Source organism: Aerococcus sp. 150760013-2, from assembly GCF_053627715.1.
In genome coordinates this window covers 24,147-48,884 of record NZ_JBSEYI010000007.1, presented here as the reverse complement: position 1 = coordinate 48,884, position 24,738 = coordinate 24,147, and the positions used below count along the sequence as shown (strand labels likewise).

The window sequence follows — 24,738 nt, the reverse complement described above, 5'->3', positions numbered from 1 at the left end:
GAAAAGACTGTAAAGTCTACAAGTGGAAAGAACCATATTTTATGAACCTTAGCGAGGATGATTAGGTGCAAGCATCCAACCATAAAATGCTCTCTTTCTAAACATTTAGTCGAAAGGCTACGCGCTAGCGTTATCCAGCAATTAGAGAGGTAATGTGAACATAGCATTGCAAATGAGGTGGTACCGCGCAAAGTCGTCCTCAATTTGCAAAGCTATGTTTTTTTATTTTGAGGAGGACAACTATGAAACAACTAACATCAGCAGAAATTCGCCAAATGTGGCTAGATTTTTGGCAATCTAAAGGCCATAGTGTGGAGCCAAGTGCTTCATTAGTGCCAGTTCAAGATCCGTCATTATTATGGATTAACTCAGGGGTAGCAACCTTGAAGAAATACTTTGATGGCTCTGTTGTACCTGAAAACCCGCGTATCACCAACTCACAAAAATCAATTCGTACCAACGATATTGAAAATGTTGGTGTGACAGCGCGTCACCATACCTTATTTGAAATGTTAGGGAACTTCTCTATCGGGGACTACTTCAAAGTTGAAGTGATTCCTTGGGCTTGGGAATTCTTAACTGACGAGAAATGGTTGGGATTAGATCCTGAGAAACTATATATGACTTACTACCCAGAGGATACTGAAACAGTTGAATTATGGCGTAAGGCAACTGGTTTATCTGATGACCATTATGTGCCAGTGGAAGATAACTTCTGGGATTTAGGTGCTGGTCCATGTGGTCCGGACACAGAAATTTTCTATGACCGCGGGGTTAAATACCAAGATTTAGAAGATTCTGACCCAGAAATGTACCCAGGCGGGGAAAATGAGCGTTACTTGGAAATCTGGAATATCGTTTTTTCTCAGTTTAACCATATGCCAAACGGCGAATATGTGCCTTTAAAACATAAGAATATTGATACGGGTATGGGGCTAGAGCGTATGACTTCTGTCATCCAAGATGCGCCAACCAACTTTGAAACAGACTTATTCTTACCGATTATTAAAGAAATCGAAACGTTAGGGACAACTGTAAAATACGGTGAAAAACCTGAAACTGATGTTTCTTATAAGGTAATTGCTGACCACGTTCGTGCAGTAACTTTTGCCATTAGTGACCGTGCTTTACCTTCAAATGAAGGCCGTGGCTATATCTTACGTCGTTTAATCCGTCGTGCGATCATGCATGCACGACGTTTAGGTATCAAAGATAACTTCTTAACGAAATTGGTACCTGTTGTTGCGGACATTATGGCTGACTTCTATCCAGAAGTGAAAGCAGACCAAGATTTTATCCAGGATGTAATTAAAACAGAAGAAGATCGTTTTAACGAAACCATCAATGAAGGGGAAGCGATTATTCAAGAAGTGATTGCAACGCTTGAAGCGGAACATAATAAAGTGATGTCTGGTGCGCAAGCCTTTAAATTATATGATACTTACGGCTTCCCATTAGAATTAACGCAAGAATACTTAGAAGAAGTGGGTATTGATGTTGATTTATCTGGCTTTGAAGAAGCGATGAAAGCACAAAGAGAACGTGCGCGTGCTGCGCGTAAGGATTCAACAGGTATGGCTGTGCAGTCTGAAGTGTTGAGTGAAATTGACGTGACATCAACTTATGTTGGTTACGAACAATTAGTCGTAGAAACGCGCGTGAATACCATTGTGTCAGGAGACGCATTAGTGTCGTCAGCAGAAGCTGGGGACGAGGTATACTTAGTTGCTGAGCAGACACCATTTTACGCTGAAATGGGTGGACAAATTGCGGATACTGGTGACGTCCTAGATGAAGATGGCCAATTAATTGGACATGTTGTAAATGTTGTTCGTGCACCAAATGGTCAACACTTACATGAAGTGAAATTAGAAGCAGCTATAGTATTGGACCAAACGGTACAATTAGCGGTTGACCGCCGTCGTCACCACTCAATCGAGAAAAACCATACGGCAACCCATTTATTACATCAAGCATTGAAAGATGTTTTAGGGGACCATGCTAACCAAGCGGGGTCATTGGTAACTGCTGACCACTTACGTTTCGACTTCTCGCACTTTGGGCAAGTTACAGATGAAGAATTGGCTGAAATGGAAGCGAAAGTAAATGAAGCAATCGCGGAAGCTTTCCCAGTTGTGACAACAGTGACGTCTATTGATGAAGCTAGAGCTGCTGGTGCACAAGCCTTGTTTGGTGAAAAATATGGTAGCGAAGTGCGTATGGTAGATATTAACCACTGGTCAATTGAACTTTGTGGGGGTACACACGTTGATAATACTGCTGAAATCGGTCTATTCAAGATCACTTCAGAATCTGGTATCGGTGCTGGTGTTCGTCGTATTGAAGCTGTAACTTCGTTAGCTGCTATCCAAGAATACAAGGTGCAAGAAAACATCTTGAAACAAATCGCTGCAAATCTTAAAGCTGGTAAATTCTTAAATATTGTTTCACGTTTACAACAATTTAGAGAAGAACATAAGGAAACTTTACAGCAATTAAGTGCTTTACGTGATAAAATGAATGCGCAAGCAGCAGGTCAAATCTTTGATCATGTAGAAAATGCTGGTGCTTACACTGTAATCGCTGAACACGTACCAAATCGTTCGATGGATGATTTACGTAAGATTGCGGACGAGTGGAAACAAAAAGGCTCTTCTGATATCCTTGTGCTAGCAACTTCAGTGGATGATAAAGCGAATTTATTAATCGCTGTTGGTCAAGATGCTGTTAAAGCGGGTGTTAAAGCAGGCGACCTAATCAAACAAGTCGCACCAAAAATTGGTGGTGGCGGTGGTGGTCGTCCAGATATGGCCCAAGCCGGTGGTAAAAATCCAGCTGGAATTGAAGAAGCACTTGCATTTGCAAAAGAAATTATTGGCAAATAATGACGATTTCTTGTTAAAATACGGATAATTAGGTAAACTATAGATAATATTTGGAGGTGTTCTGATGAGTAATAAAGATGAAACAGTCCTATTCAATTTCGGAGAAAACAACGAAAAGGATGTCAAAGAGACATTAGAAATCGTATATGATTCTCTTATAGAAAAAGGTTACAACCCAGTAAATCAAATCGTTGGTTATTTATTATCTGGTGATCCAGCTTATATTCCACGTCATAACGAAGCGCGTAATATTATCCGTTATCATGACCGCGATGAAATTCTTGAAGAATTAATCGTGAATTACATGAAACAATCTGGTCGCGAGTAATGCGATATTTGGGATTAGATGTGGGGTCTAAAACAGTCGGCGTGGCTGTTTCTGATCCATTCGGTTGGACGGCCCAAGGGGTAGAAATCATTCCAATCGATGAAGAATTAGAAGAATTCGGTTTGGACCGACTTGGTGAATTAATTGCTGAGTATAATGTAGAAGCGTTAGTTCTTGGTTTACCCAAGAACATGAACAATTCTATCGGTCCACGCGCTGAAGCATCACAAAAATACGGACAACTTGTGATAGACCGATTTGATTTACCAGTCTTTTATCAGGATGAGCGGTTAACAACTGTTCAAGCAGAACGGATGTTAATTGCCAACGATGTCAGTCGTAAGAAGCGTAAGAAAGTGATCGATAAATTGGCTGCCGTATTGATTCTGCAAAATTATTTAGATGCCCACCCATCATAGTAGGTGTGCGGAAATTCGTTTAGAATTGACGCGCTGGACCAAAGGACGAGCAGTTACTGTTAAGTAATTGGAGCATTTTGGGAAGCGACGGATAATTCTGACTTTTCAAGCCCGATATGATGGTTATTGAGAGATATTGATTGAGTCCGTTACAGGCTCAACACACGAGAGAAAAAGGAGATTTTCAAATGACTGAACATCATGAACATGACCACGAAGGTCACGAGCACATTACAATTGTTGACGAGGAAGGTAACGAGCAATTATTCGAAATTCTATTTACATTCGATTCAGAAGATTTCGGTAAATCATATGTAATTGTCTACCCAGCAGGCGTATCTGACGAAGAGGGCGTAGAATTACAAGCTTTCTCTTACGTTGAAAGTGAAGACGGCTTTGAAGGTCAATTAAATCCTATTGAGACTGAAGAAGAATGGGATATGGTAGAAGAAGTATTAGCAACATTTATCGAAGACGAAGATTTATAATCTGTCGCTTTAAGTAAATGTCAATAAAAGAGAAAAAGCATCCAATTAATTTTGGGTGCTTTTTTCATGGAAAAAACTAAATAAATAATTGATGAGAAGAGTGGAAAATAATTGTAAATGAAATCATCAAGAGATAGAATGTATCCATAGATAAATTTCATCCACGAATGGAGGGTATTCAATGAAGATGAAAAGTGGGGTTGAACAAGCCCTTTGTATAATGATTATGCTGGCAACCCAGGCCGATCACCGTCCCATAAAAAGCACAATTTTCAGTCGGCGTCTTGAGGTGTCTGATTCATACCTGAAAAAAATCATGCGTTCTTTGGTGGTTTCAGGTTTGGTACATTCTATAGCTGGTAAGGATGGCGGTTTTGTATTAAAGAAATCACCTAAAGATATGACGATGTTACATATTTATGAAGCGATTGAGGGCAAAGGAAGTTTTGTTCGACCAACAAATCTAGCAGAAAAAGTATTTTTACATGCTGATAAAATTAAGAATAAAAAACGCGAAGTATTAGATGTATTTTCTGATGCTGAGCAATTATTTAAACAACGATTACAAAAATATACACTTGAATCATTATTAATGGCAGGCACTAATGAAGTGAATGTTATAGATTGGGAATCAATTGTTACTTCTAACGAAAAAGAATAAGAATGGACGTGTGCTACTTTGATTAAGCAAGAATGGCAATCAATATTTACAAAGAAAAAAATGATCATTATTTTACTAGGGATAGCTTTTATTCCTTCGTTATACACAGTAATTTTTTTGAGTTCTATGTGGGATCCATATGGAAAACTTGCGAATTTACCAGTAGCCGTTGTGAATGAAGACAAGGCAGTTCAATATAATGATGAAAACTTAGCAATAGGGGATAATTTAGTGGGTGAGTTGGAAAATTCAGATGAAATGGATTTTGAATTTGTGTCAAAATCAGATGCTGAGGCTGGATTAAAAGATGGTGATTACTATATGGTCATCACCATTCCCGAAAATTTCTCAGAAAACGCCACGAGTTTACTTGAAGATGAACCCAAACAAATGACCTTAAATTATGAAACCAGCGCGGGACATTCTTATATTGCCTCCAAGCTAACCTCTTCTGCAGCTAATACGATTAAGGATTCGGTATCTAGCGAAGTGACTAAAATATACGCGGAAACAATTTTTGCACAATTACAAACTGTGGCAGATAAAATGCAAGATGCTGCGGATGGTGGTAGTCAAATTAAAGACGGTGTAGAAGAAGCTGCAGATGGAAATGCTACAATAACAGAAAATTTAAACACTTTAGCATCATCAAGTCTAATTTTTGCTGATGGGGCAGATAGCTTAGATGTTGGTTTAAACACATATATTGATGGTGTCAGTCAAGTAAACGAAGGTGCTACGGCTTTAAACGAAGGTACCAGTCAATTAACAGATAGTATGCCTGCCTTGACATCGGGCGTAAGTCAATTGACTAGCGGTGCAGGCGATTTAGCTGATGGTAGTGCTACTCTAAGTGCTGGGTTAACTACTTTGTCTGATAATACAGTGACATTAGCAGATGGCGCTAATAGTTTGAACGATGGCATGGTGCAATTAGCTGAAGGGAGTCAGGCTTTAACAGATGGCTTATCACAATTAAATGCGAGTCTAACAAGCGAAGAACAGGCTGCGAAAATAACAGCTTTACAAACCGGATTAGATCAAATGAAATCAGGTTTAGATAATTTAGATAGTAGTTTACAGAATTCAAGTTTAGCTGGAGACTTATCAGATGTTACTGGCCAATTAGAGACATTATCGACTGCAATGGCAGATGTGCAAACACAATTGACCAGTATTGTAGCAGTTAGCGACCCAACTAGTAATACAGAAGCTGTTTTAACAGCAATTGAAGCAAGCGGGGCTGCATTAACGCCTGAACAAGAGGCTGCAGTTAGTACGGCTGTTGCAAACCAATTTACGACAGTGGCCACTACTCAAGCGGGCTCAGTTCAAACGATTTCTACTGATTTATCGTCTCTATCTAGTTTGCAAGACGTTGATGTCACGGCAATTGGTAGCCAGATTGCTAATTTACAAGCAAGTGTTCATCAATTAACTGAAGGGTATGATGCTTTATATGATGGTACCAATACCTTAATTGATGGCGTTAACCAAGTGGCATCTAGTAGCGATACCTTATTAGCGGGCGCACAGACACTGGATGCTGGAATAGATCAAGCACAAAGTGGTGCTACTGCATTAGCTTCAGGTATGAGTCAACTGAATGACGGTACCCAAGAATTGAATGCGGGTGGTTTATCACTAACAGATGGTTCTAATCAATTGAGTGAAGGTCTAAATACATTGAATAGCCAAACAGGCACTTTGGCTGATGGCGCCATTCAATTGCAAGCAGGTACACAAGCCTTGGCTGATGGTACTGGCCAACTAGTTGCTAATAGTGGTCAATTAACTGATGGTACTAGCCAACTTGCAGATGGTGCAGGGCAAATTGCAGATGGGGCAGATCAATTGGCGAATGGTTCACAAACATTAGGTGACGGCCTAGGCACAATCGCTGATGGTACATCTGAATTAAGTACACAGTTAGCGAATGGTAGTCAAACGCTGAACGAAGTTGATGCAACTGACAATACGTATGACATGATGGCAGAACCAGTCGACACTAATCAAACTGAAACCGCACCAATTCCAAATAATGGTACAGGGATGGCGCCATATATGATGTCTGTTGCTTTATTCATCGGTGCAATTACCTTAAATCTAATGTTCGATAGTTATACACCTAAAGGTCGCCCTAAAAATGGCATCAGCTGGTGGGCAAGTAAATTCTCTGTGTTGGCAGTGGTTGGTATTTTACAATCCTTGATTATGGTATTTCTATTACATACAGTGAATGGTTTAGAAACATTTTCTATGAGTAAAACATTACTCGTAACGATAATAACGGCCTTAACTTCAATTTCGATTGTCATGTTATTTAATTTATTGTTTGATAAAATTGGCTCTTTCATAATGTTAATTTTCTTGATTTTACAACTGTCAGGTTCAGGTGGTACCTATCCAATTCAATTGTCAAATCCATTCTTTGAAGCGATCCATCCCTACCTACCAATTACTTATTCTGTAGATGCCTACAGACAATTATTCGGTATAGGTGGTAGCATACGCACTGATGTATTTGTTTTAACGTCAATTCTGATTGTGTTCACGCTTTTAATCATTCTCTTCTACACTATAAAGTACAAGAAATTGAAAGCAAATGACTTTAAGACGCAAGCAGCAGTGTAGTGCAATTTTGTTAAAAACACGGTTAGGGGAATGTTACCTTACCGTGTTTTTTGATGTGGATTCAATTGCAGTCGGATTTCGCATCCTGTCTGACCGCCCGCGCTCACATCCTGTGCAATATTACAGTTTTTTTACGTTTGTTTGTATTTATCTAACATTTATATTGAAAAGTGGCCCTTTCATGTATAATGGGAGTAATGATTTTACTAGAAGAGGAGTCGCTATATGTCTAAGAAAGCACGCGAAGATTTTTACAAAAAGCAAAAAGATCTTGATCGTAAAGCAGAATCTACTGCTTCGAAAATAGCTAAATGGTTTTTAGTGGTTGCAGCAGCACTTATTGTGGTTGTTGGTTTATCCCTAACGTTTATGATTTTTACAGGAGGTATCGGTAGCTCGGACGAAACAGTCGAGGTTACCATACCAGAAGGGTCGACAACAGCCGATATTGCAAGCATCTTGGATGATGAAGGCATTATCTTTAACGATTTCCTTTTTACAACTTATTTAAGATTCTTTGGGAATGACGCGATTGAAGCGGGTACTTACACCTTACACAAGAATATAGGCTATACAGATGCTAATAACGAGCTACAACAAGGGGCTACAGCTCAAGTTGACTCAGTGGCTATTCCTGAAGGTTCATCGCTAGAGGCCATTTCGCAAATTATTGCAGACGCACTTGGCATTGAACAAGAAGACGCCTTAGCACAAATGACGGATGACGCTTTATTCGATGAATTATTGGCGACATACCCAGATTTATTGACTGACGTATCTGAAAATGACGACGTGCGTTACAAGTTGGAAGGCTACTTATACCCAGCAACTTATGATTTGTCATCAACTGCAACGGTTGCAGACATCGTGACTATGATGGTTGGGGAAATGGAAAATGTTCGTCAAACCCACACTGCTGAAATTGAAGCTTCTGGTTTCACCTTCCACGAATTCTTAACCTTAGCTTCATTGGTTGAAGCAGAGGCATCTTCACTAGAAGACCGTGAATTGATCGCTGGTGTATTCATGAACCGTTTAGAAATCGATATGCCAATCCAATCAGATATTTCAGTTTTATATGCGAACAATACGCATTCAGCTTATGTAACTAACGAGGATGCAGCAGTTGATTCACCGTATAACTTGTACATCAATACTGGTTTTGGACCGGGACCATTTAACAACCCTGGTATCGAAGCTATCGAAGCTTCTATGAATCCAACAGAATCTGACTACCTATTCTTTGTGGCTGATTTAACAACCGGTGAAGTATATTATTCAGAAACATACGAAGAGCATGATGCTTTAGTTGAACAATATGTATCTGAAGAGAATGCCGACTTATAATCAGACAGGGAAAATACGGTTAAAAAAATAAAAATAGCTTGAATTTACTTGCAATTGAGAACAATTTTCTCTATATTTAATAGCAGTGAATTCGAGCTTATTTTTAATATCAGGAAGGTGTGTTTTGAATGCGTAAGCCAATCATCATCGGTGTAACAGGGGGTACTGGTTCTGGTAAGACTACTGTAACCCGTAAAATTATTGAAGAATTTGGAGATGTAAGTTTAGCTTATATTCCACAAGATGCTTATTATAAAGATCAAAGTCACTTAACAATGGATGAACGTGTGTTAACTAACTACGACCACCCATTTGCATTTGACAATGACTTACTTAGCGAGCATATTAGACAATTATTAGATGGACAAGCTGTCCAAATGCCGGTTTATGATTTCACTCAACACAATCGTGCAGAAGAAACGATTCGTGTAGAACCAAAAGAAGTTATTATTATTGAAGGTATCTTAATCTTCTCTGATAAAGAGCTTCGTGATTTGATGGATATTAAAGTCTTTGTAGATACAGATGATGACATTCGTATCATCCGTCGTATTAAACGTGATATGGCTGAACGTGGCCGTTCATTAGATTCAATTATCGACATGTACACGTCGATTGTTAAACCGATGCATGAGCAATTCATTGAACCTACGAAAAAATTCGCGGATATTATCATCCCTGAAGGTGGGTCAAATAATGTTGCAATCGATTTGATGACGACAAAAATCCGTTCAATCATTCCAAATGATTTAAAAATTGATTAATTAAAGTTTTATTAGACTATATCAGATAAAGTGTATTGCAAAATTTCTAGTTCCATGATATTGTGGGTCTATTCAATTTTGATAAGTTGAAACTACTATTGTTGTTAGGAGTAAAAGTATGGCAGAAGAAGTATACCCAATGACCCAAGAAGGTCTTGAGAAAATTCAACAAGATTTAGACGAGTTAAAAATTGTAAAACGTAAAGAAATCGTAGAACGAATCAAAATCGCACGTTCATACGGAGATTTATCAGAAAACTCTGAATATGAAGCGGCTAAGGATGAACAAGCTTTCGTTGAAGGGCAAATTCAAAAATTAGAAAAAATGGTTCGTTACGCTAAAATTATCGATCCAAATGAAATCGATGAAGGTATCGTTTCATTAGGTCGTAAAGTAACTTTTATTGAGTTACCAGATGGCGACGAAGAAGTTTACTCAATTGTTGGTCGTGCAGAAGCAGATCCATTAGATGGTAAAATTTCTAATGAATCACCGATTGCACAAGCATTAATTGGTAAAGGTGTGAATGATGAAGTAACGATCGAAACACCAGGCGGCGACATGGTTGTTAAAATCACAAGTGTTGACGCAATCTAATTCAAGCAAATTTCAAGACATATTCCTACCATTCGCGTGGTTGGGGTATGTCTTTTTTGCTATAAATGAAAATCTTTAAGGCTTAGGACCAATGTAAAAGGGATTCAGTTCTCATAAAATGGTCATATATAGTAAAATGTAGAAGTGGTATGATTAGAGTATAAAAATAGGATGGAGGGCAATATGAGAAATCTATGGATGATTTTAGCTTGTTTTGCCGGATTGATTGTTTTTACAGGTTTATTGGTTAGACCAGAAAATTTGATTTCCATTGTTGTCGGTTGCGGACTTTTAGCCTTATCTAACCGGGTAAAAATAAAAATGAATACAAAGAAACAGCAACAAAGTTGGCTGAACTTGATACTAGTTGCCATTGGTTGTTTTCTAATTTTTATTGGGATTGTGACCTTGCCTTATGTTTCAAGTATTTTATTGGCGCTAATGATTGTTGGTTTGGTTTATTATGCGATTGTGAAAGATAAATCTGATAACGTAAAACATGACCTAACCTTGCGACAAACAAAAATTGTGGATGCAGAAGATGGTATTTTTAAGGATCAAGAAAAGGAAGCCTTCTTAGAATTTGACCATTTATTTAATAATGGTCCTTACAAGGAAGAAGTATATGCCTGGGAAGATGTTGAGATGTACCATCTCTATGCCAATACCTTTATTGATTTCGGGTCAACGATTGTGCCAATAGGGACCAATGTGGTCGTGATTAATCAATTGGTTGGGCAAACCAAACTTGTGGTGCCCGAAGGGGTGGGTCTTGAACTACACGCCAATGGTTTTCGGACCGAAGTAAATTGGAACGGGGAGAAAGTGGCCCTAAACAATGAGCGTAAAACCTTTGAAAGTGCGTCTTATCAGCAAAGTAACCGGAAAATTTACCTACAAATTTCTCAAGGTTGGGGAACAGTTGAGGTGGTCTTCTTATGAGAGGACGTCGGTTTTTAACAATATTTATCGTTTTATGGTTGTCACTTTTGACGGTATCTCTTGGAACTTATATCTTTTTGATTTTGGCACCTAATACCACGGATGTCGACGGGTCATATCTTGAATTTGCCCGTTTAATCCTACCATTTATGTATTTATTGGTCATGGATATAGTCATCTCATTGATTGCAACATTTATCTTGTATTTCTTTTTATACAAGGACGAAAATAAATTAACGGCTAAGCTAACTGCCTTGGCTGCCAGAAAATATGACTCACCCATTTTTCAAGAGACAGAAATGGGCGTTTATGCTGGCCAGCAAATAGGTGAGAAAATTGAACGGTTGCGGGCCATGTTACAGAACATGGAAATGACCTTGCAGGCAAAAACGGTGGCGGATGAAGCGAACTCAGAGATGAACAGAAACGAACTAGTCAAAGAGGAACGACAACGGATTGCGCGTGAATTGCATGATTCAGTCAGCCAGCAATTGTTTGCCATGACCATGATTTTGTCAGCTATCCAAGAGCAGGCGGACAATATGGACCCTGTCAACCGGCAATTGATCGGTAAGGTGGCGGCTATGGTGGACCAGGCGCAAGCTGAAATGCGTTCCTTACTACTCCATCTACGGCCAATTTCCTTGACCAATCAAAGTTTGGCAGAGGGAATTGAACAGCTCTTTAGGGAGTTAGAAACGAAGGTTAAGATTAATTTTGAAGCCACTGTGACGGACGTTCAATTGCTGCCCGAAGTGGAGAACCACCTATTCCGAATTGTGCAGGAATTATTATCCAATTCCCTGCGACATGCTAATGCACAAATTATCGAATGCCATCTGTATGAGAAAGACCGAAATATTTATCTGCGATTTTCAGATGATGGCGTGGGCTTTGATACCGACAAAGAATTACTGCAGAACGGTGGGTACGGCTTGAAAAATATCCAAGAGCGCGTGGCCCAGCTAGGTGGTTCAGTCAACATTATTTCATTTGAAAACCAGGGCACATTGATCCAAATCGTAATACCAAGAAAAATGGAGGGCATATATGATTAAAGTATTGTTAGTAGATGACCATGAAATGGTCAGATTAGGCGTTTCTACCTACCTATCTACCCAATCAGACCTAGAGATAGTAGGGGAAGCTAAGGACGGATTAGAGGGTAAGAAAATGGCCTTATCACTGCAACCAGATATCATTTTAATGGATTTAGTCATGGATAATATGGACGGGATCCAAGCAACACAAGAAATATTAGCTGACTGGCCAAAAGCCAATATTTTAATTGTCACTTCTTTTATCGATGATGAAAAGGTATATCCAGCCATGCAAGCTGGGGCTAAGGGCTACATTTTAAAAACATCTTCAGCAAGCGAAATTGCGTCAGCGATTCGCCGGACCTATGCAGGGGAGTCAGTCATTGCACCAACAGTCAATGAAAAGCTGATTGCCCATGAAGTAGAAGCTAACCGACATCACCTACATGATGATTTAACTACTCGTGAACGGGAAGTCTTGCAGTTGATTGCTGCTGGTAAATCCAACCAGGAAATTGCCGATGAATTATTTATCACCTTAAAAACGGTAAAAACCCATGTATCGAATATATTATCTAAATTAGGTGTTGAAGACCGGACACAAGCAACGATTTATGCCTTCCAAAATCAATTAGTTAATTAGTCGTTTTATTGCAAAAGGAAAAACCTGCGATGCAAGCTAGTTCAGCTTTACATCGCAGGTTTATTTTTGTTTATTAGTAATCGGTATGATTAGACAGGCATGACGACTGCCATAATCATTGGATTACGTTTTGTACGTTTATACAAGAATGGTTGTAGGGCATTTTGCATAGCATCACGTAAGATTTTTTCGTTTACTTTCTTACCTGAATTTAGATGACCGATAACAGTGGTACGGATTACTTTTTGTGCATCTTGGATTAAACCAACAGATTCACGCATGTAAATGAAACCACGAGAAACGATATCAGGACCAGCGAGTAATTCATTCTTAGTAAAGTCAACAGATACAACTGCTAGGACTAAACCATCTTCAGAAAGGTTATGACGGTCACGTAAGACAATATTGCCAATATCCCCGATACCCTTACCATCTACGTAGACCGCTTCACCTGGGAAGCTACCTGCGCGACGCGCTGAGTCTTGCGTTAAGGCTAAGACTTCACCGTTTTGCATGATAAAGATGTTTTCGTGTGGAATACCAACTAATTCAGCTTGTTCAGCCTGAATAGATAGCATACGGTATTCACCGTGGACTGGCATAAAGTACTTCGGTTTCATTAATGACAGCATTAGTTTTTGCTCTTGCTGACCACCGTGCCCTGAAGTATGGACATTGTTGACCTTACCGTGGATAACTTCCGCACCTGCAGCAAGTAATTGGTTAATTACATGGTTTACAGATAGGGTGTTACCTGGAATTGGGCTAGATGAGAAGATCACAGTATCATCAGGTTGGATTGAGATTTGACGGTGGGTACCGTTTGCAATCCGAGATAGGGCAGCCATTGGCTCACCTTGAGAACCTGTACACATGATTAAGATTTCGTTTGCTGGGTATTGGTTGATTTCGTTACTTTGGATGAAGGCATCTTCACCCACGTTGAAATAGCCGAGTTCGATAGCGTTTCGAATGGCTGCTTCCATAGATCGTCCAAAGACAGCTATTTTTCTACCTTGGGCTACAGCCACATCGATGGCTTGTGATAAACGAGAAATATTTGAAGCGAAAGATGCGAAGATAATTCGACCTTCAATATTTGACATGATATCCGCTAATGATTCACCAACGACACGTTCTGATTGGGTAAAACCTGGAATCTCGGCGTTTGTTGAGTCACCAAGTAACAATAGAACGCCTTCTTCACCGATTTTTGCCATTTTATGGATATCAGCAGGTTTACCTACTGGGGTAAAGTCGAACTTGTAGTCACCGGTAAATACCACGTTTCCTGGTGGGGTCTTTACAACAATCCCCATTGCGTCAGGAATAGAGTGGGTAGTACGGTAGAAAGAAACGGATGTCTTTCTAAACTTGATGACAGAGTCTTCATCAATAATATGTAATTCTGCATCACGTAATAATCCGTGTTCTTCTAATTTATTCTTGATTAGAGCCATGGCCAATTTGCCAGCATAAATCGGAATGTTAATTTGTTTCAGTAAGAAAGGAATCCCCCCAATATGGTCTTCGTGACCGTGGGTGATGAATAAACCTTTCACTTTTTGTTCGTTTTGAATTAGGTATTGGTAGTTAGCGATAACGTAATCAATACCTAACAAATCGTCTTCTGGGAATTTAACCCCAGCGTCTAATAATAAAATTTCGTCTTGAAATTGGACTCCATAAGAGTTTTTACCGATTTCGTCTAATCCCCCGAAAGCGAAAACGCCAACTTCATTATTTTTTATATCAACTTTCATTAATTAGAAAGCTCCACAACTTTAAAGTCTGGATTTTGTTGTTCGTATTCTAAATGCGCACCTTCAAGTGGTTGGATAAACTCGACTAGATAGGGGGTTTCATTCTCTAGGTGGGCACGAACCTCACGTTTAGTTTCAGCTTGGACATACATAGTGTGTGTTGATTCACGACGTGGTACTTCAGTCAATGAATCTTGATAAGTTACTTTAAAAATCATTTTTTGCTCCTTTTATAAATTTATTAAAAATGTGATCTTACTCGCTAACACTATTCTACCATATTTCATTATCTTTGCGCACATTTTTAGAAATTTGTTGATTTGGTATGTTTTCATAAATTGACTTTCAGATTATATGCTAAAATATCTTTGAATGAAGTTAAAGGAGCGATCAAATGCGAGTAGCGATTAAGAGTGCAAAATATGCAGTGGCCACATTTATTGCCATATTTTTGGCTCAGTGGTTAGGTCTAGATTATGCGGTATCAGCAGGGGTTATTGCCATCCTATCCCTAGCAGAAACCAGTAAGAAAACTGTGCAATACATCGGCAACTTGACCCTTACCATGATTTTGAGTTTGTTAATTGCCACCATATTATTCAATCTTTATGGTTATGAAATTTGGGTATTTTCACTTTATCTATTAATTACCTATCCTGTTTCTGTCTACCTGAAGAGCGATAACGCCATTGCGCCCTGTGCGGTATTTATTTCCCATTTGTTGCTTGAACAAGCGTCAGATTTTAATTGGTGGGTCAACGAAATGCTTCTACTTGTGATTGGTGTTGGGATTGCAGTAATTGTCAATTTGTATCAGACATCAGCCAGTGGCGAGATGGACAAGTTGAAAGGGGAAATTGAAGGGGAAATGCAGATCATTTTAAACCATTTAGCTGACAAAATGGATACCCCTGACCACCCGGGTCACCTCTTATATGAACATATCGATCAGGCTTACGAGTTGGCGAAACATGGAGAATTCCTGGCATTGAAGGAGGCTGAAAATAATATCACGGGTGATGTGCAAAATTACTATCTAAATTATTTTTCAATGCGGTCTTCTCAATTGATTATTCTCTATGATATCAACAATTCTTTGGATAATATTTATGAATCAACCGATCAGACTTATGACTTGAGTGGCTTTTTCCGTCACGTTAGTCAACAATTATCGGAATCAAATACAGCAGCTAAACTTCGTAATGAATTAAATCAATTAAAAACACGGTTTAGACAGCAACCCTTACCGCAAACTCGAAATGAATTTGAAACCCGGTCTATGCTCTTTGATATTTTATTAGACTGCGAGAAATTCTTGAATCTGAAATACGAGTTTTATAAATCTGGGCAGCGTTTAAAATATCTCCAAAGCAAATAAAAGATACCAAGCAAAGGCGAGTAGTAGGTTTACTAAACTATGCTTGGTATCTTATTTTTCATATTAAAAGCATTTCATTCCTATACATATAATAAGACGGCGAAGTACATCGCGATTGAACCACCGAGTACAAATAAGTGCCAAATGACATGCCAGAATTTCAAGTTATCATGGGCGTAGAAGATAGTGCCGACTGTATAAGTTACCCCGCCGGCGATTAGCCAAGCGATACCACCAGAACCGATGGCTGTGGCCATTTGCGGGATAGCGATAACCCCAAACCAGCCCATCAAAATATATAAAAGAGTAGAAAATTTCTTCATCTTATTTAGGAAGAGGATTTTACCGATAATCCCAAATAGGGCGATGGCCCATTGTGCAATGAAGATAAACCAGCCAAAGACACCACCAATAGCGACTAGGGCAAAGGGTGTATATGATCCAGCAATTAAAATAAAAATCGATGAATGGTCGATAATTTTTAGGATACCCGCAGCTTTGGTAAATGAAAAGCTGTGGTATAAGGTTGAAGCCAAGTATAGGGCACACATAGAGATGCCGTACACCACGTATGAAAAAATTTCGATACTATTTTGGTGTTCAACACCTTTAAGGATTAGGAAAACGGTGGCAACAATTGAAAGGACAAACCCAATGCCATGTGTCACTGAATTCAGGATCTCATTCGTGATATAATAAGCTTTCGTATAAGGTAATTTGATTTTTTCTTGACTACGTGAATTAGCAGACATTATTTTCCTCCTTTAGTAGGATGCGTTTTTTACACATGTAGTATAGCATATTCTATTAGGTAATTATGGAAATTCGATGCAATTAATACTAATTTAAAATTTATCTGATAAAATATATATAAGCAGAAAAACAGTTGAGGTGAGCGGAAATGGCGAGAAATATGGATTGGTCTCTTGCTGAAGAATTAACCAAGAAAACGCAAGAAGAAATTGAAAAAATCGAAAAAGTACATATTCTAGTAGTAGGTAAAACGGGCGTTGGGAAATCGACTTTAATCAACAATATTTTCCGGGAGAGATTAGCGGAAACAGGGATTGGGCAACCCATCACCAAACATTTGCATAAAATCGAAAAAGAAGGCGTGCCAATGGTCCTTTATGATACAAGAGGGTTGGAGCTGGATGCAGAAACCCAAAACCAAGTGACGAGTGAAATCGACCAAACGCTAGAAGGCATGGCCAAAATGCAACAACATATGCACGTGGCATATTATTGTATCAATGCATCTTCATCGCGGATTGAAGATATGGAGATTCGTTTGATTGAATATTTAGCTAATAGGATGCCGGTTATCTTAGTACTGACTCAATCTATCGGGGATCAAGCCTTGAAATTTGAACAATACCTAGTCAATCAAAATCTATCCGTCCAAGCAATTATTCGGTTAATGGCCCAGGATTATAAAATTACTGACGAATTTACCATTCCTGCCTTCGGTCTAAAAGAGCTTGTTGAAAGAACAATTGGCTTATTGCCACATCAGGTCCACACAGCTTTTAACAATGCCCAACAGATTGATATTGAACGGAAGGGCCGAGCAGCGCGACGTTGGGCGCGTAGATATACTGTCACTACCTTTGGTGTTGGATTCACCCCCATCCCTTTTTCCGATGCAACCGTCCTAGTGCCCATGCAAATAGGTATGATGGCCCATATTACAGCTATATTTGGCATTTCCATGGACCAAGCGACTGCTTTAGGCATCCTAGGGGCTATTGGTGGAACAGGATCAGCAACCTATTTAGGACGACTAATCGTTTCGAACGTGGTGAAATTTATCCCAGGTATCGGGTCTGTGGCAGGTGGGATGATTTCAGGGACAACTGCCTCAATCATTACCACAGCCCTAGCCATGTCCTACATCGAAGTCCTGACTTTTATCGCCACAGCAGAAGCTAATGGTGAAGAGGTCAGTCCACGAACAGTCCGTAAATTGATGAAAGATTTATACGGACAAAGACTGAAACGCGGGCAAAATGACCCCGATTTCCAAGCTGCTATGGCGGATATCGAAGCGAAAAAGGGTCAAGATGCTAAGTGGACCAAAGAAAAGGACACTAGCCAAGGCGTTTCTCTAGATGATGAAGTAGAAGAAGGTGGTCAAAAGACGCGTATTAACTGGCCAAAATGGTCATTTAGAAACCGAAAACGCTAGTGGTTTTCCTGTGTTTTTCGAATACGAAATAAAATACCTCGTTTTAAAAACTATTGTTCATAGTGATGATAACTTTGTGGTATAATATAATCATAATGAAATAGCGGGTGAGTATAAGTGGAAAAACAATTAGAATTTGAAAACTGGGTCAAAAGTTTAGACGACGTCAACATGCCAAGATGGGAAGATATTACAGATATTCCTTTATACATGGACCAACTGATTGCAGTTGTAACCCAGTATTTAGAACCATTCCAAATTTTTTCTTCAGATAAGAAACCTGTGACATCTTCAATGGTCAATAACTATGTTAAACTAGGATTAATTCCAAAGCCCATCAAGAGACATTACAATAAACGTCATATCGCGTATTTAATCGTCATTACCTTATTTAAAGAAGTCATTTCAATTCAAGACATCCGTCGTGTATTGATCTTTCTAGCGCAGTCACAAGGCAATTCAAACGCCTACAATCAATTCTGTGCCTTATTAGAAATTACCATCAAACGAAAAGGGCATGTATATTTAAATGTAGCCGTGGATGACGAAATTGAAACAGACTATTCAGATCCAGAGGATTTTGATAAGTATATTATCTATTTGGCTTGCGAAACAATCACTAATTTATTGTTTGCGAAAAAATTTATTTCCTTTGTAGATCAAGATACCACAGAGATAGAAACAGAAGCATAACCCTTATAGTCGGAGGTAGTCAATTGGAAAAAATAGGTTTTATTGTGGACTCTGGTTCAGATGTTCCCAAAGAGTTTGTCGACAAATTTGAAATCGAAGTATTACCTTTAAATGTAGCCTTTAAAGATGGCGATTACTTGGATGGGGTAACCATTCAACCACAGGAAGTATTTGAGCGTATGGCATCGGAAATCCCGAAAACATCCCTACCAAGTGGTGAATTGATTTCTCAAGCCTTTGAAAACTTAATAGAAAAAGGCTGTACGCATATTATCGCCATTACCATTTCATCAAATCTTTCTGGTACTAACAACTCAGTTCGTTTAATTGCGGAAGATTTTCCTCAAGTGGAGTTTTTCCTTTTAGATACGAAAAACATTGGTATCGGTTCAGGTCTATTCATGATCGCTGCAACAAAATACTTCGAAATGAAGAATGACTTTAAAATGATTACCAAGAAATTACAGGATTCAGTTGAAAAAGGTCATGTATTTTTCCATATCCCTAACTTAAAATATCTAATTGCTGGTGGACGAATTGGCCGGGTGACGGGTGCAGTAGGTACCTTGTTAAATATTCAACCAATTATCACTTGTGATGAAGAGGGAATTTATACAACAATCGCTAAAATCCGCGCTTCAAAAACCAATAATGAAGCCAAAACCATTAAGAAGATGGTTGATTTAGTGAAGGGCGTTGTTCCTGAAAGCCAAGAATTTTTATTGGCTTCTTGTGGCGGTAATCCGGCTGCTAGAGTGACATCAGCCAAGCTTTTGGAAGGACTTAAAGACGCTTTACCGGAATTTGAAGAAGCCTACGATGTCCAACTGGGATCAGCTTTAGCGGTACATACGGGACCTGAATTAACAGGTTGTGCGATCTTACCTTTGTATAAATAAAATATGAGGAGTGCCTATTTTATAGAATAAGCCAAGCTAAATAAAGAAACAGGCGGTGTTCCGGATGAAATCTCATCTGGCATACCGCCTGTTTTTGTGGCTATTTCAATCGTGGCAAATTCAGGGGCGCTATTTCCTTCGGGCCCGCAGCATGGATATTAGTAGGATTAACCCGATAAGCGCTGTGATGACGAAAAAGAAAATACCCAGCAATTCTGCATAATAGGTTTGTGCTGAGGTAATGATCAAAGTGGAGGCCAAGATAAGGGCGGATAGAATTACTCCAAAAATAATGCGGTTAATCATTGAGTTAATGTCCCGTATCCGGTCATCCACATTTTCAAAGGTTAGTCGTACATTCAAACGACCGTTATTGATGTTGTCCACTAAATTTTCTATCTTAGTTGGCATTCTTCTAGTGGTATTCAAGGTCCTAAAGGCTTCTCGTGCAACAGCATTCGGGTCCAAGAATTTCTCCCAGGGAATGGTGCCGCTAGACAAGAAGAAAGATTGAAAGATCGCCATAAAATCTAGATGTGGGTCTAAACTTTGGGCAACGCCTTGAACCATGGCAATGGTTTTCTCCAGTAAAATATATTCAGATGGGAAAATCAGCCCGTGTTTATGACCAAATTTTAGTAGGTCCTGGAAGATATCGTCAATTTCCAAGGCTTCCATCCCGGTGGTTAGGTAGCGGTTAAACAAAGTTTCAATGTCCCGGTATAAAACGACCTTGTCGACAGTTTTATTCTGTTTACAGATTTGCAGCAAGACATTGACTAAACCATCGATATCTTTACTGACTAAAGAAGTCAATATTTGAACCAGTAGCTGTTTTTGGCCGGGGGAAATTTTCCCCATCGCCCCAAAGTCTATAAAGACAATTTTCCCATCTTTAATCAGGATATTGCCGGCATGGGGGTCAGCGTGATAAAAGCCATCGTCAAATACCTGGTATAAATAGGACAAGACGAATTTGCTTGCTAAATCATTGAGGTCATAACCTTCTTCTTTTAAGGCAAAATGGCGTCCGATTGAAATACCATCAATATATTCTTGAATCAACACTTGTCTGGTCGACAGACTTAAATAAGGAATCGGGTTCAAAATGGTTGTCCGCTGTCTGTGATTTTCTGCAAACAGCAACATATTATGTGCTTCATTGAGGAAATCGATTTCTTCTAAAATCTGAATCTTAATGTCTTTTAAAATTTCTACCGGGTTGATAATGACATCAATAAAAATCGATGGGATGGCTTCAACAACCCGAATAAAGATATTTAAATCGCGAATCAATTGGTCTTCAATTTCAGGTCGCTGGACCTTTACTACTACCTGCTCACCAGATTTCATCTGGGCCCGGTGGACTTGGGCAATTGAAGCTGAAGCCATAGGTTTCTTGGTGATGGTGGCAAAATCATCCTCAATATGCCGGCCTACAGACTCAAAATACTCTTGTTGAATAATGTCATAGGGGATGGGCAGGGTATCTTCTTGCAACTTCTCTAATTCCACTAAATATTCTGTCGACAAGAGGTCACTTCTAGTCGATAAAATTTGCCCAATCTTAATAAAACTAGGGCCTAATTCTTCAAAAGCTTGTTTTAGGGCTCTAGGTCGATCGTCTTCTTCATTCTTTTTCAGTCGATATCGTATTTCACCAAATCCGTAACGTCCTAATATGGAGACGATTTCACGGAAACGACTACTATCTCTTTGCATGTTATCACCGTCAATTCAAAGCAATTCCTATTAAAAAACTGTATATGGCAGATGAGGCTGGGACAAAAATGCCTCAGCCTCAACTTATCGTTATATGATCTAAAAATTATTGAATGACGTCTTCTATGGCATCTTCATCCGCAGATTCGGTGTTCATACCTTTTAATGATTGGACTTCTTGAGTTAAATTTTCGACTTGTGTTTGTAGTGCTAAGATGCGTTCAGATAAAGTTTGGTCTAAAGGATCTGAAGCGTTTGAACCTTTTGCATGGCCCTTAGCTACCCGTTGAATATCTTCACTTAATGACTTGCCTTCAGCTACAGAAATTTGTCCTTTTTCAATGAGACTTTTTAACACTTCATCGGCTTTCTCATAAGTTAGTCGTGTACCACCTACTGCTGCTAGAAATAAATTTTTAATCGGATTCATGTAGAAACACTCCTTTTTCTGCTTTAGGGTCATGTGCTTAGATATGATAGGTGTATGAATATTTGTCATTTACCACTTATATAGTATAAGAAAATCGTTTATTGTTCAATAAAACGGTAAATGAAATTTTCTTCTTCGGGAGAAAAGTCGACTTCAAAGTCGTAGCCATTGAAGAACCAGTCATCATTTTCCGTAATATAGTATTGGATACCGTCAATTGTTTCATCAATTAAGAGGGCACCATCTGGCGATTCTACGGATAAGCCAACTGAAAATCCTTCATGGACAGCTGTTTTACCGTAAACGCGGCTATGAAATCCGACTTGGCTTCCCGAGGACAATCCCATGTCATTTTTGAAGTATGCTTGTGCTGCTGGTGTTATCGTTAGTTTCATCTAAAGTCGCCTCCATTAATCTTGAAACCTAATACTGTCATTATAACGCATTGTTTCTTGAAAGCAATTTTTGTTGCTTTGAAGGAGATATCAGCATTTTTTTAGATGATTAAAAGATTAACCGTGGAATCGTAGCACACTACTTATGAAACTATGATAGAATGTTCATGCAAGCCAAAGGGAGGATTATCAACATGCAAGCTATCGTAAAATTTAATCAAGTGACCTTTCAACCAGGCGACACAGCCCTCTTAAAAGACATTTCTTTTTCTATATATGCAAATGAAATGATCCGTGTCGAAGGACCGTCTGGAAGCGGAAAAAGTACCTTGCTGCGTTTAATTGCAGCCCTTATTCCGAGAAATTCAGGTGAAATTAACTACTTAGACCAACCACTAGAAGAAGTAGCTTATCAAACATACCGGCAAAATATTTCATATGTGGCCCAAAATCCACTATTATTCGGCGAAACCATCCGTGATAATTTTGAATTGGTTTATGAAGCCCACGATAAAGACTTTGATGAAAATCTTGTATTGTCTTATATGAAGGCTTTCGGTTTAAGCCATATTGCACTCGACAAATCGATTCGTAAAATTTCTGGCGGGGAAAAACAGCGGATTGGTTTAATCAGACACCTGCTTTTTCCACCTAAAGTCCTCTTATTAGATGAAATTACTTCATCATTAGATGAGGACAATCGCGAATTGGTATGGCAGATTTTACTGGACTATAAAGAAAAACACGGAGTCACCATCCTATGGATTAGCCATATTCAAGATGGGTCTCTCCAACCAAAACGGGTCTTCCATATTGCCAACCAAGAAATGATAATTGAGGAGCGTGGTCTAAATGACTAATGCATTAACAACAACCCCAACAACGTTAGCTTTTTCATTTATTCTAGTGATTATCGCGGTCTTGATTTCTTATAAAGAGAAATTGGGGCTTGAAAAGGATATTTTATGGGCAATGCTTCGAATGGTCGTTCAATTGGTCATCATCGGTTACGTGCTAACATACATTTTCCAGATCGATTCAATTATCGTAACGGCCATCATTATGATTTTTATGATTGTAAACGCGGCTTATAATGCAGCAAAACGAGCCAATAAGATTCCCAATGCCTTCAAAATTTCTTTAATTTCTATTATTGGGGGGGTAGTGACGTCAATCCTCGTTTTAGTGGCTTCAGGCTCTATTCAATTCGTACCAGCTCAAATCATCCCAATCACAGGGATGTTAGTGGGAAATGCCATGTCAGTTATCGGATTGGCTTTCAGAAATTTGAATAACGAATTCGCCAAATCACAACAAGAAGTCAATGAACAGTTGGCCCTAGGTGCCTCTATTAAATTAGCTTCTACAGGTATTGTCAGAGAAGCGATTAGAGGGGCACTGCAACCTACTATTGATACAGCGAGAACTGTCGGTTTGGTCTTGTTGCCAGGTATGATGACCGGGATGATGCTAGCAGGTGCGGTACCCTTGAGTGCAATTATGTATCAGATTTTGATTTATTTTATGATGATTGCGACTTCTGCAATCACATCCATGATCGCCGTATACTTAGCTTATAAGCATTTCTACAGTAGTTATGGGCAATTACAAATCCCTTCATAAGCGTGTGGGTCAAGGAAGCCTGGTGAAGGCTTTTTTGCTATCTAAAAGTATCAAATATCCGTATAATGAGTAATATATTATTAAGACGATAGTCCATTGAATGATCAACATTCGACACTATCAAGGAGGTAAAAGAATGGGTTTATTATATCAAGAATCAGTCAAAGTGCGTCACTACCATTGTAATGCATTAGGGGAGATGACACTTCCTGCTATCTTGGATATCATGTTGATTGCATCCAATAATCAAGAAGCGACGATTCCAGAAGCGAAAGAAGGTTTCCGCCAAGAGGGTTGGGCTTGGATCATCACACAAAATCAAATAGACATCAATCGTTTACCACGTTACAACGAGGATATCATTGCAGAAACCGAGGCAACAACTTACAACAAGTTTTTCAGCAAGCGTCATTACGCCTTGAAAACAAGTGACGGTCTAGTTTTGGCCCAAGCAGAGACAACATTCGCCTTAATCGACTTGAATCAACGGTCAATCGTCCGAATTCCAGAAATCGTTGCTGAATGGTATCAAGTTGAAAAAGAAGAAAGACCGAGTCGCCGTAAACGATTAAGTAAAGAAGTAGCACATGAATCAAAAGTTGACCGCTTTGAAGTAAAGTTCTTAGATATCGATCTCAATAACCACGTAAACAACACCATCTACTTAAGGTGGATTACCAATTCACTAGGCATGGAATGGTTTGAAAAATATACACCAACCACCTTCACCATTGCCTATGAAAAGGAAATGTACTTGCATCAAGAAGGTGCCGTGCATTCTGACTTATCAACATTATCTGAAGACCTGAAATCGGATGGTACTTTCAACACGCAGCATGTCATCGATAGTGAAGATAACGCCCACTGTTTAGCAGAAATCACATGGCAGGTAAAATAA

Annotated in this window: 25 protein-coding genes; 19 read left to right on the top strand and 6 right to left on the bottom strand. The window is 39.1% G+C overall.

Annotated elements, in window-relative coordinates; genetic code table 11:
• Positions 1-242: 242 nt before the first annotated feature.
• The 12 genes from alaS to ACUW85_RS04870 all read left to right on the top strand — a co-directional run bounded on the left by alaS (position 243) and on the right by ACUW85_RS04870 (position 12,749).
• The gene (gene alaS / locus ACUW85_RS04925) at positions 243-2,885 is read left to right on the top strand and encodes an alanine--tRNA ligase (RefSeq protein WP_182023423.1); all 2,643 of its coding nucleotides are present in this window, start codon (positions 243-245) and stop codon (positions 2,883-2,885) included.
• Positions 2,886-2,949: 64 nt separating this feature from the next.
• Positions 2,950-3,213: an IreB family regulatory phosphoprotein gene (locus ACUW85_RS04920; protein ID WP_016897546.1), complete on the top strand. Its 264-nt coding sequence runs from the start codon at positions 2,950-2,952 to the stop codon at positions 3,211-3,213.
• Positions 3,213-3,632, top strand: coding sequence for a Holliday junction resolvase RuvX (ruvX, locus tag ACUW85_RS04915; RefSeq protein WP_059134505.1), 420 nt, complete (start codon positions 3,213-3,215; stop codon positions 3,630-3,632). The genes ACUW85_RS04920 and ruvX overlap by 1 nt, the downstream gene beginning before the upstream one ends.
• 188 nt (positions 3,633-3,820) lie before the next feature.
• On the top strand, positions 3,821-4,120 hold the full coding sequence (locus tag ACUW85_RS04910; protein WP_016897544.1) for a DUF1292 domain-containing protein: 300 nt from the start codon (positions 3,821-3,823) through the stop codon (positions 4,118-4,120).
• 181 nt (positions 4,121-4,301) lie between these two features.
• Entirely contained in the window at positions 4,302-4,781 is a 480-nt protein-coding gene (locus ACUW85_RS04905) for an Rrf2 family transcriptional regulator (protein ID WP_182023424.1), read from the top strand.
• Positions 4,782-4,799: 18 nt separating this feature from the next.
• The gene (locus ACUW85_RS04900) at positions 4,800-7,415 is read left to right on the top strand and encodes a YhgE/Pip domain-containing protein (protein ID WP_182023425.1); all 2,616 of its coding nucleotides are present in this window, start codon (positions 4,800-4,802) and stop codon (positions 7,413-7,415) included.
• A 225-nt stretch (positions 7,416-7,640) separates the two neighbouring features.
• Positions 7,641-8,762 (top strand): endolytic transglycosylase MltG, encoded by a 1,122-nt coding sequence (mltG, locus tag ACUW85_RS04895; RefSeq protein ID WP_182023426.1) that lies wholly within the window; start codon positions 7,641-7,643, stop codon positions 8,760-8,762.
• A 128-nt stretch (positions 8,763-8,890) separates the two neighbouring features.
• Positions 8,891-9,526: a uridine kinase gene (gene udk / locus ACUW85_RS04890; RefSeq protein WP_003140972.1), complete on the top strand. Its 636-nt coding sequence runs from the start codon at positions 8,891-8,893 to the stop codon at positions 9,524-9,526.
• 118 nt (positions 9,527-9,644) lie between these two features.
• A complete protein-coding gene (greA, locus tag ACUW85_RS04885) occupies positions 9,645-10,124 on the top strand; it encodes a transcription elongation factor GreA (protein ID WP_003140974.1) in 480 nt (159 codons plus the stop codon).
• A gap of 183 nt (positions 10,125-10,307) precedes the next feature.
• Positions 10,308-11,066 (top strand): cell wall-active antibiotics response protein LiaF, encoded by a 759-nt coding sequence (gene liaF / locus ACUW85_RS04880; protein WP_259345389.1) that lies wholly within the window; start codon positions 10,308-10,310, stop codon positions 11,064-11,066.
• Positions 11,063-12,124: a sensor histidine kinase gene (locus tag ACUW85_RS04875; protein ID WP_182023428.1), complete on the top strand. Its 1,062-nt coding sequence runs from the start codon at positions 11,063-11,065 to the stop codon at positions 12,122-12,124. The genes liaF and ACUW85_RS04875 overlap by 4 nt, the downstream gene beginning before the upstream one ends.
• On the top strand, positions 12,117-12,749 hold the full coding sequence (locus ACUW85_RS04870) for a response regulator (RefSeq protein WP_149314678.1): 633 nt from the start codon (positions 12,117-12,119) through the stop codon (positions 12,747-12,749). Before ACUW85_RS04875 ends, ACUW85_RS04870 begins: the two co-directional genes overlap by 8 nt.
• An 89-nt stretch (positions 12,750-12,838) precedes the next feature.
• Here the strand turns inward: ACUW85_RS04870 and rnjA are convergent, their stop codons facing one another.
• Together rnjA and ACUW85_RS04860 are read right to left on the bottom strand one after the other, a co-directional pair.
• Positions 12,839-14,512, bottom strand: a complete 1,674-nt coding sequence (gene rnjA / locus ACUW85_RS04865; RefSeq protein WP_003142521.1) for a ribonuclease J1 — start codon at positions 14,510-14,512, stop codon at positions 12,839-12,841.
• The gene (locus tag ACUW85_RS04860) at positions 14,512-14,730 is read right to left on the bottom strand and encodes a DNA-directed RNA polymerase subunit epsilon (protein ID WP_003142522.1); all 219 of its coding nucleotides are present in this window, start codon (positions 14,728-14,730) and stop codon (positions 14,512-14,514) included. The genes rnjA and ACUW85_RS04860 overlap by 1 nt, the downstream gene beginning before the upstream one ends.
• A 176-nt stretch (positions 14,731-14,906) precedes the next feature.
• On the opposite strand from ACUW85_RS04860, the gene ACUW85_RS04855 reads away from it, so the two are divergent.
• A complete protein-coding gene (locus tag ACUW85_RS04855) occupies positions 14,907-15,890 on the top strand; it encodes an aromatic acid exporter family protein (protein ID WP_048725728.1) in 984 nt (327 codons plus the stop codon).
• Between the two features lie 80 nt (positions 15,891-15,970).
• Here the strand turns inward: ACUW85_RS04855 and trhA are convergent, their stop codons facing one another.
• Positions 15,971-16,642 carry a PAQR family membrane homeostasis protein TrhA gene (gene trhA, locus ACUW85_RS04850; protein ID WP_182023429.1) on the bottom strand — a complete coding sequence of 224 codons (672 nt, stop codon included), beginning with the start codon at positions 16,640-16,642 and terminating at the stop codon, positions 15,971-15,973.
• A gap of 149 nt (positions 16,643-16,791) precedes the next feature.
• Here trhA and ACUW85_RS04845 point away from each other — a divergent pair, with 149 nt between their 5' ends.
• The 3 genes from ACUW85_RS04845 (at position 16,792) to ACUW85_RS04835 (ending at position 19,670) form a co-directional block, all read left to right on the top strand.
• A complete protein-coding gene (locus ACUW85_RS04845; RefSeq protein WP_182023430.1) occupies positions 16,792-18,078 on the top strand; it encodes a GTPase in 1,287 nt (428 codons plus the stop codon).
• 117 nt (positions 18,079-18,195) lie between these two features.
• Positions 18,196-18,771: a DUF1836 domain-containing protein gene (locus ACUW85_RS04840; protein ID WP_016897534.1), complete on the top strand. Its 576-nt coding sequence runs from the start codon at positions 18,196-18,198 to the stop codon at positions 18,769-18,771.
• 23 nt (positions 18,772-18,794) lie between these two features.
• On the top strand, positions 18,795-19,670 hold the full coding sequence (locus ACUW85_RS04835; RefSeq protein ID WP_149358524.1) for a DegV family protein: 876 nt from the start codon (positions 18,795-18,797) through the stop codon (positions 19,668-19,670).
• 129 nt (positions 19,671-19,799) lie between these two features.
• Here the strand turns inward: ACUW85_RS04835 and ACUW85_RS04830 are convergent, their stop codons facing one another.
• From ACUW85_RS04830 to ACUW85_RS04820, 3 genes are all read right to left on the bottom strand, one after another.
• Positions 19,800-21,392, bottom strand: a complete 1,593-nt coding sequence (locus ACUW85_RS04830; protein ID WP_182023431.1) for an ABC1 kinase family protein — start codon at positions 21,390-21,392, stop codon at positions 19,800-19,802.
• 106 nt (positions 21,393-21,498) lie between these two features.
• A complete protein-coding gene (locus ACUW85_RS04825; RefSeq protein WP_048725746.1) occupies positions 21,499-21,822 on the bottom strand; it encodes a hypothetical protein in 324 nt (107 codons plus the stop codon).
• A 98-nt stretch (positions 21,823-21,920) separates the two neighbouring features.
• Entirely contained in the window at positions 21,921-22,217 is a 297-nt protein-coding gene (locus ACUW85_RS04820; RefSeq protein WP_048725749.1) for a HesB/YadR/YfhF family protein, read from the bottom strand.
• Positions 22,218-22,411: 194 nt separating this feature from the next.
• Between ACUW85_RS04820 and ACUW85_RS04815 the strand changes: the two genes are divergently transcribed.
• The 3 genes from ACUW85_RS04815 (at position 22,412) to ACUW85_RS04805 (ending at position 24,738) form a co-directional block, all read left to right on the top strand.
• Complete coding sequence (locus ACUW85_RS04815; RefSeq protein WP_259345390.1) at positions 22,412-23,077, top strand: ABC transporter ATP-binding protein; 666 nt, start codon at positions 22,412-22,414, stop codon at positions 23,075-23,077.
• On the top strand, positions 23,070-23,840 hold the full coding sequence (locus ACUW85_RS04810; RefSeq protein WP_048725756.1) for an ABC transporter permease: 771 nt from the start codon (positions 23,070-23,072) through the stop codon (positions 23,838-23,840). The genes ACUW85_RS04815 and ACUW85_RS04810 overlap by 8 nt, the downstream gene beginning before the upstream one ends.
• Before the next feature lie 136 nt (positions 23,841-23,976).
• Positions 23,977-24,738, top strand: coding sequence for an acyl-[acyl-carrier-protein] thioesterase (locus tag ACUW85_RS04805; RefSeq protein WP_259345391.1), 762 nt, complete (start codon positions 23,977-23,979; stop codon positions 24,736-24,738).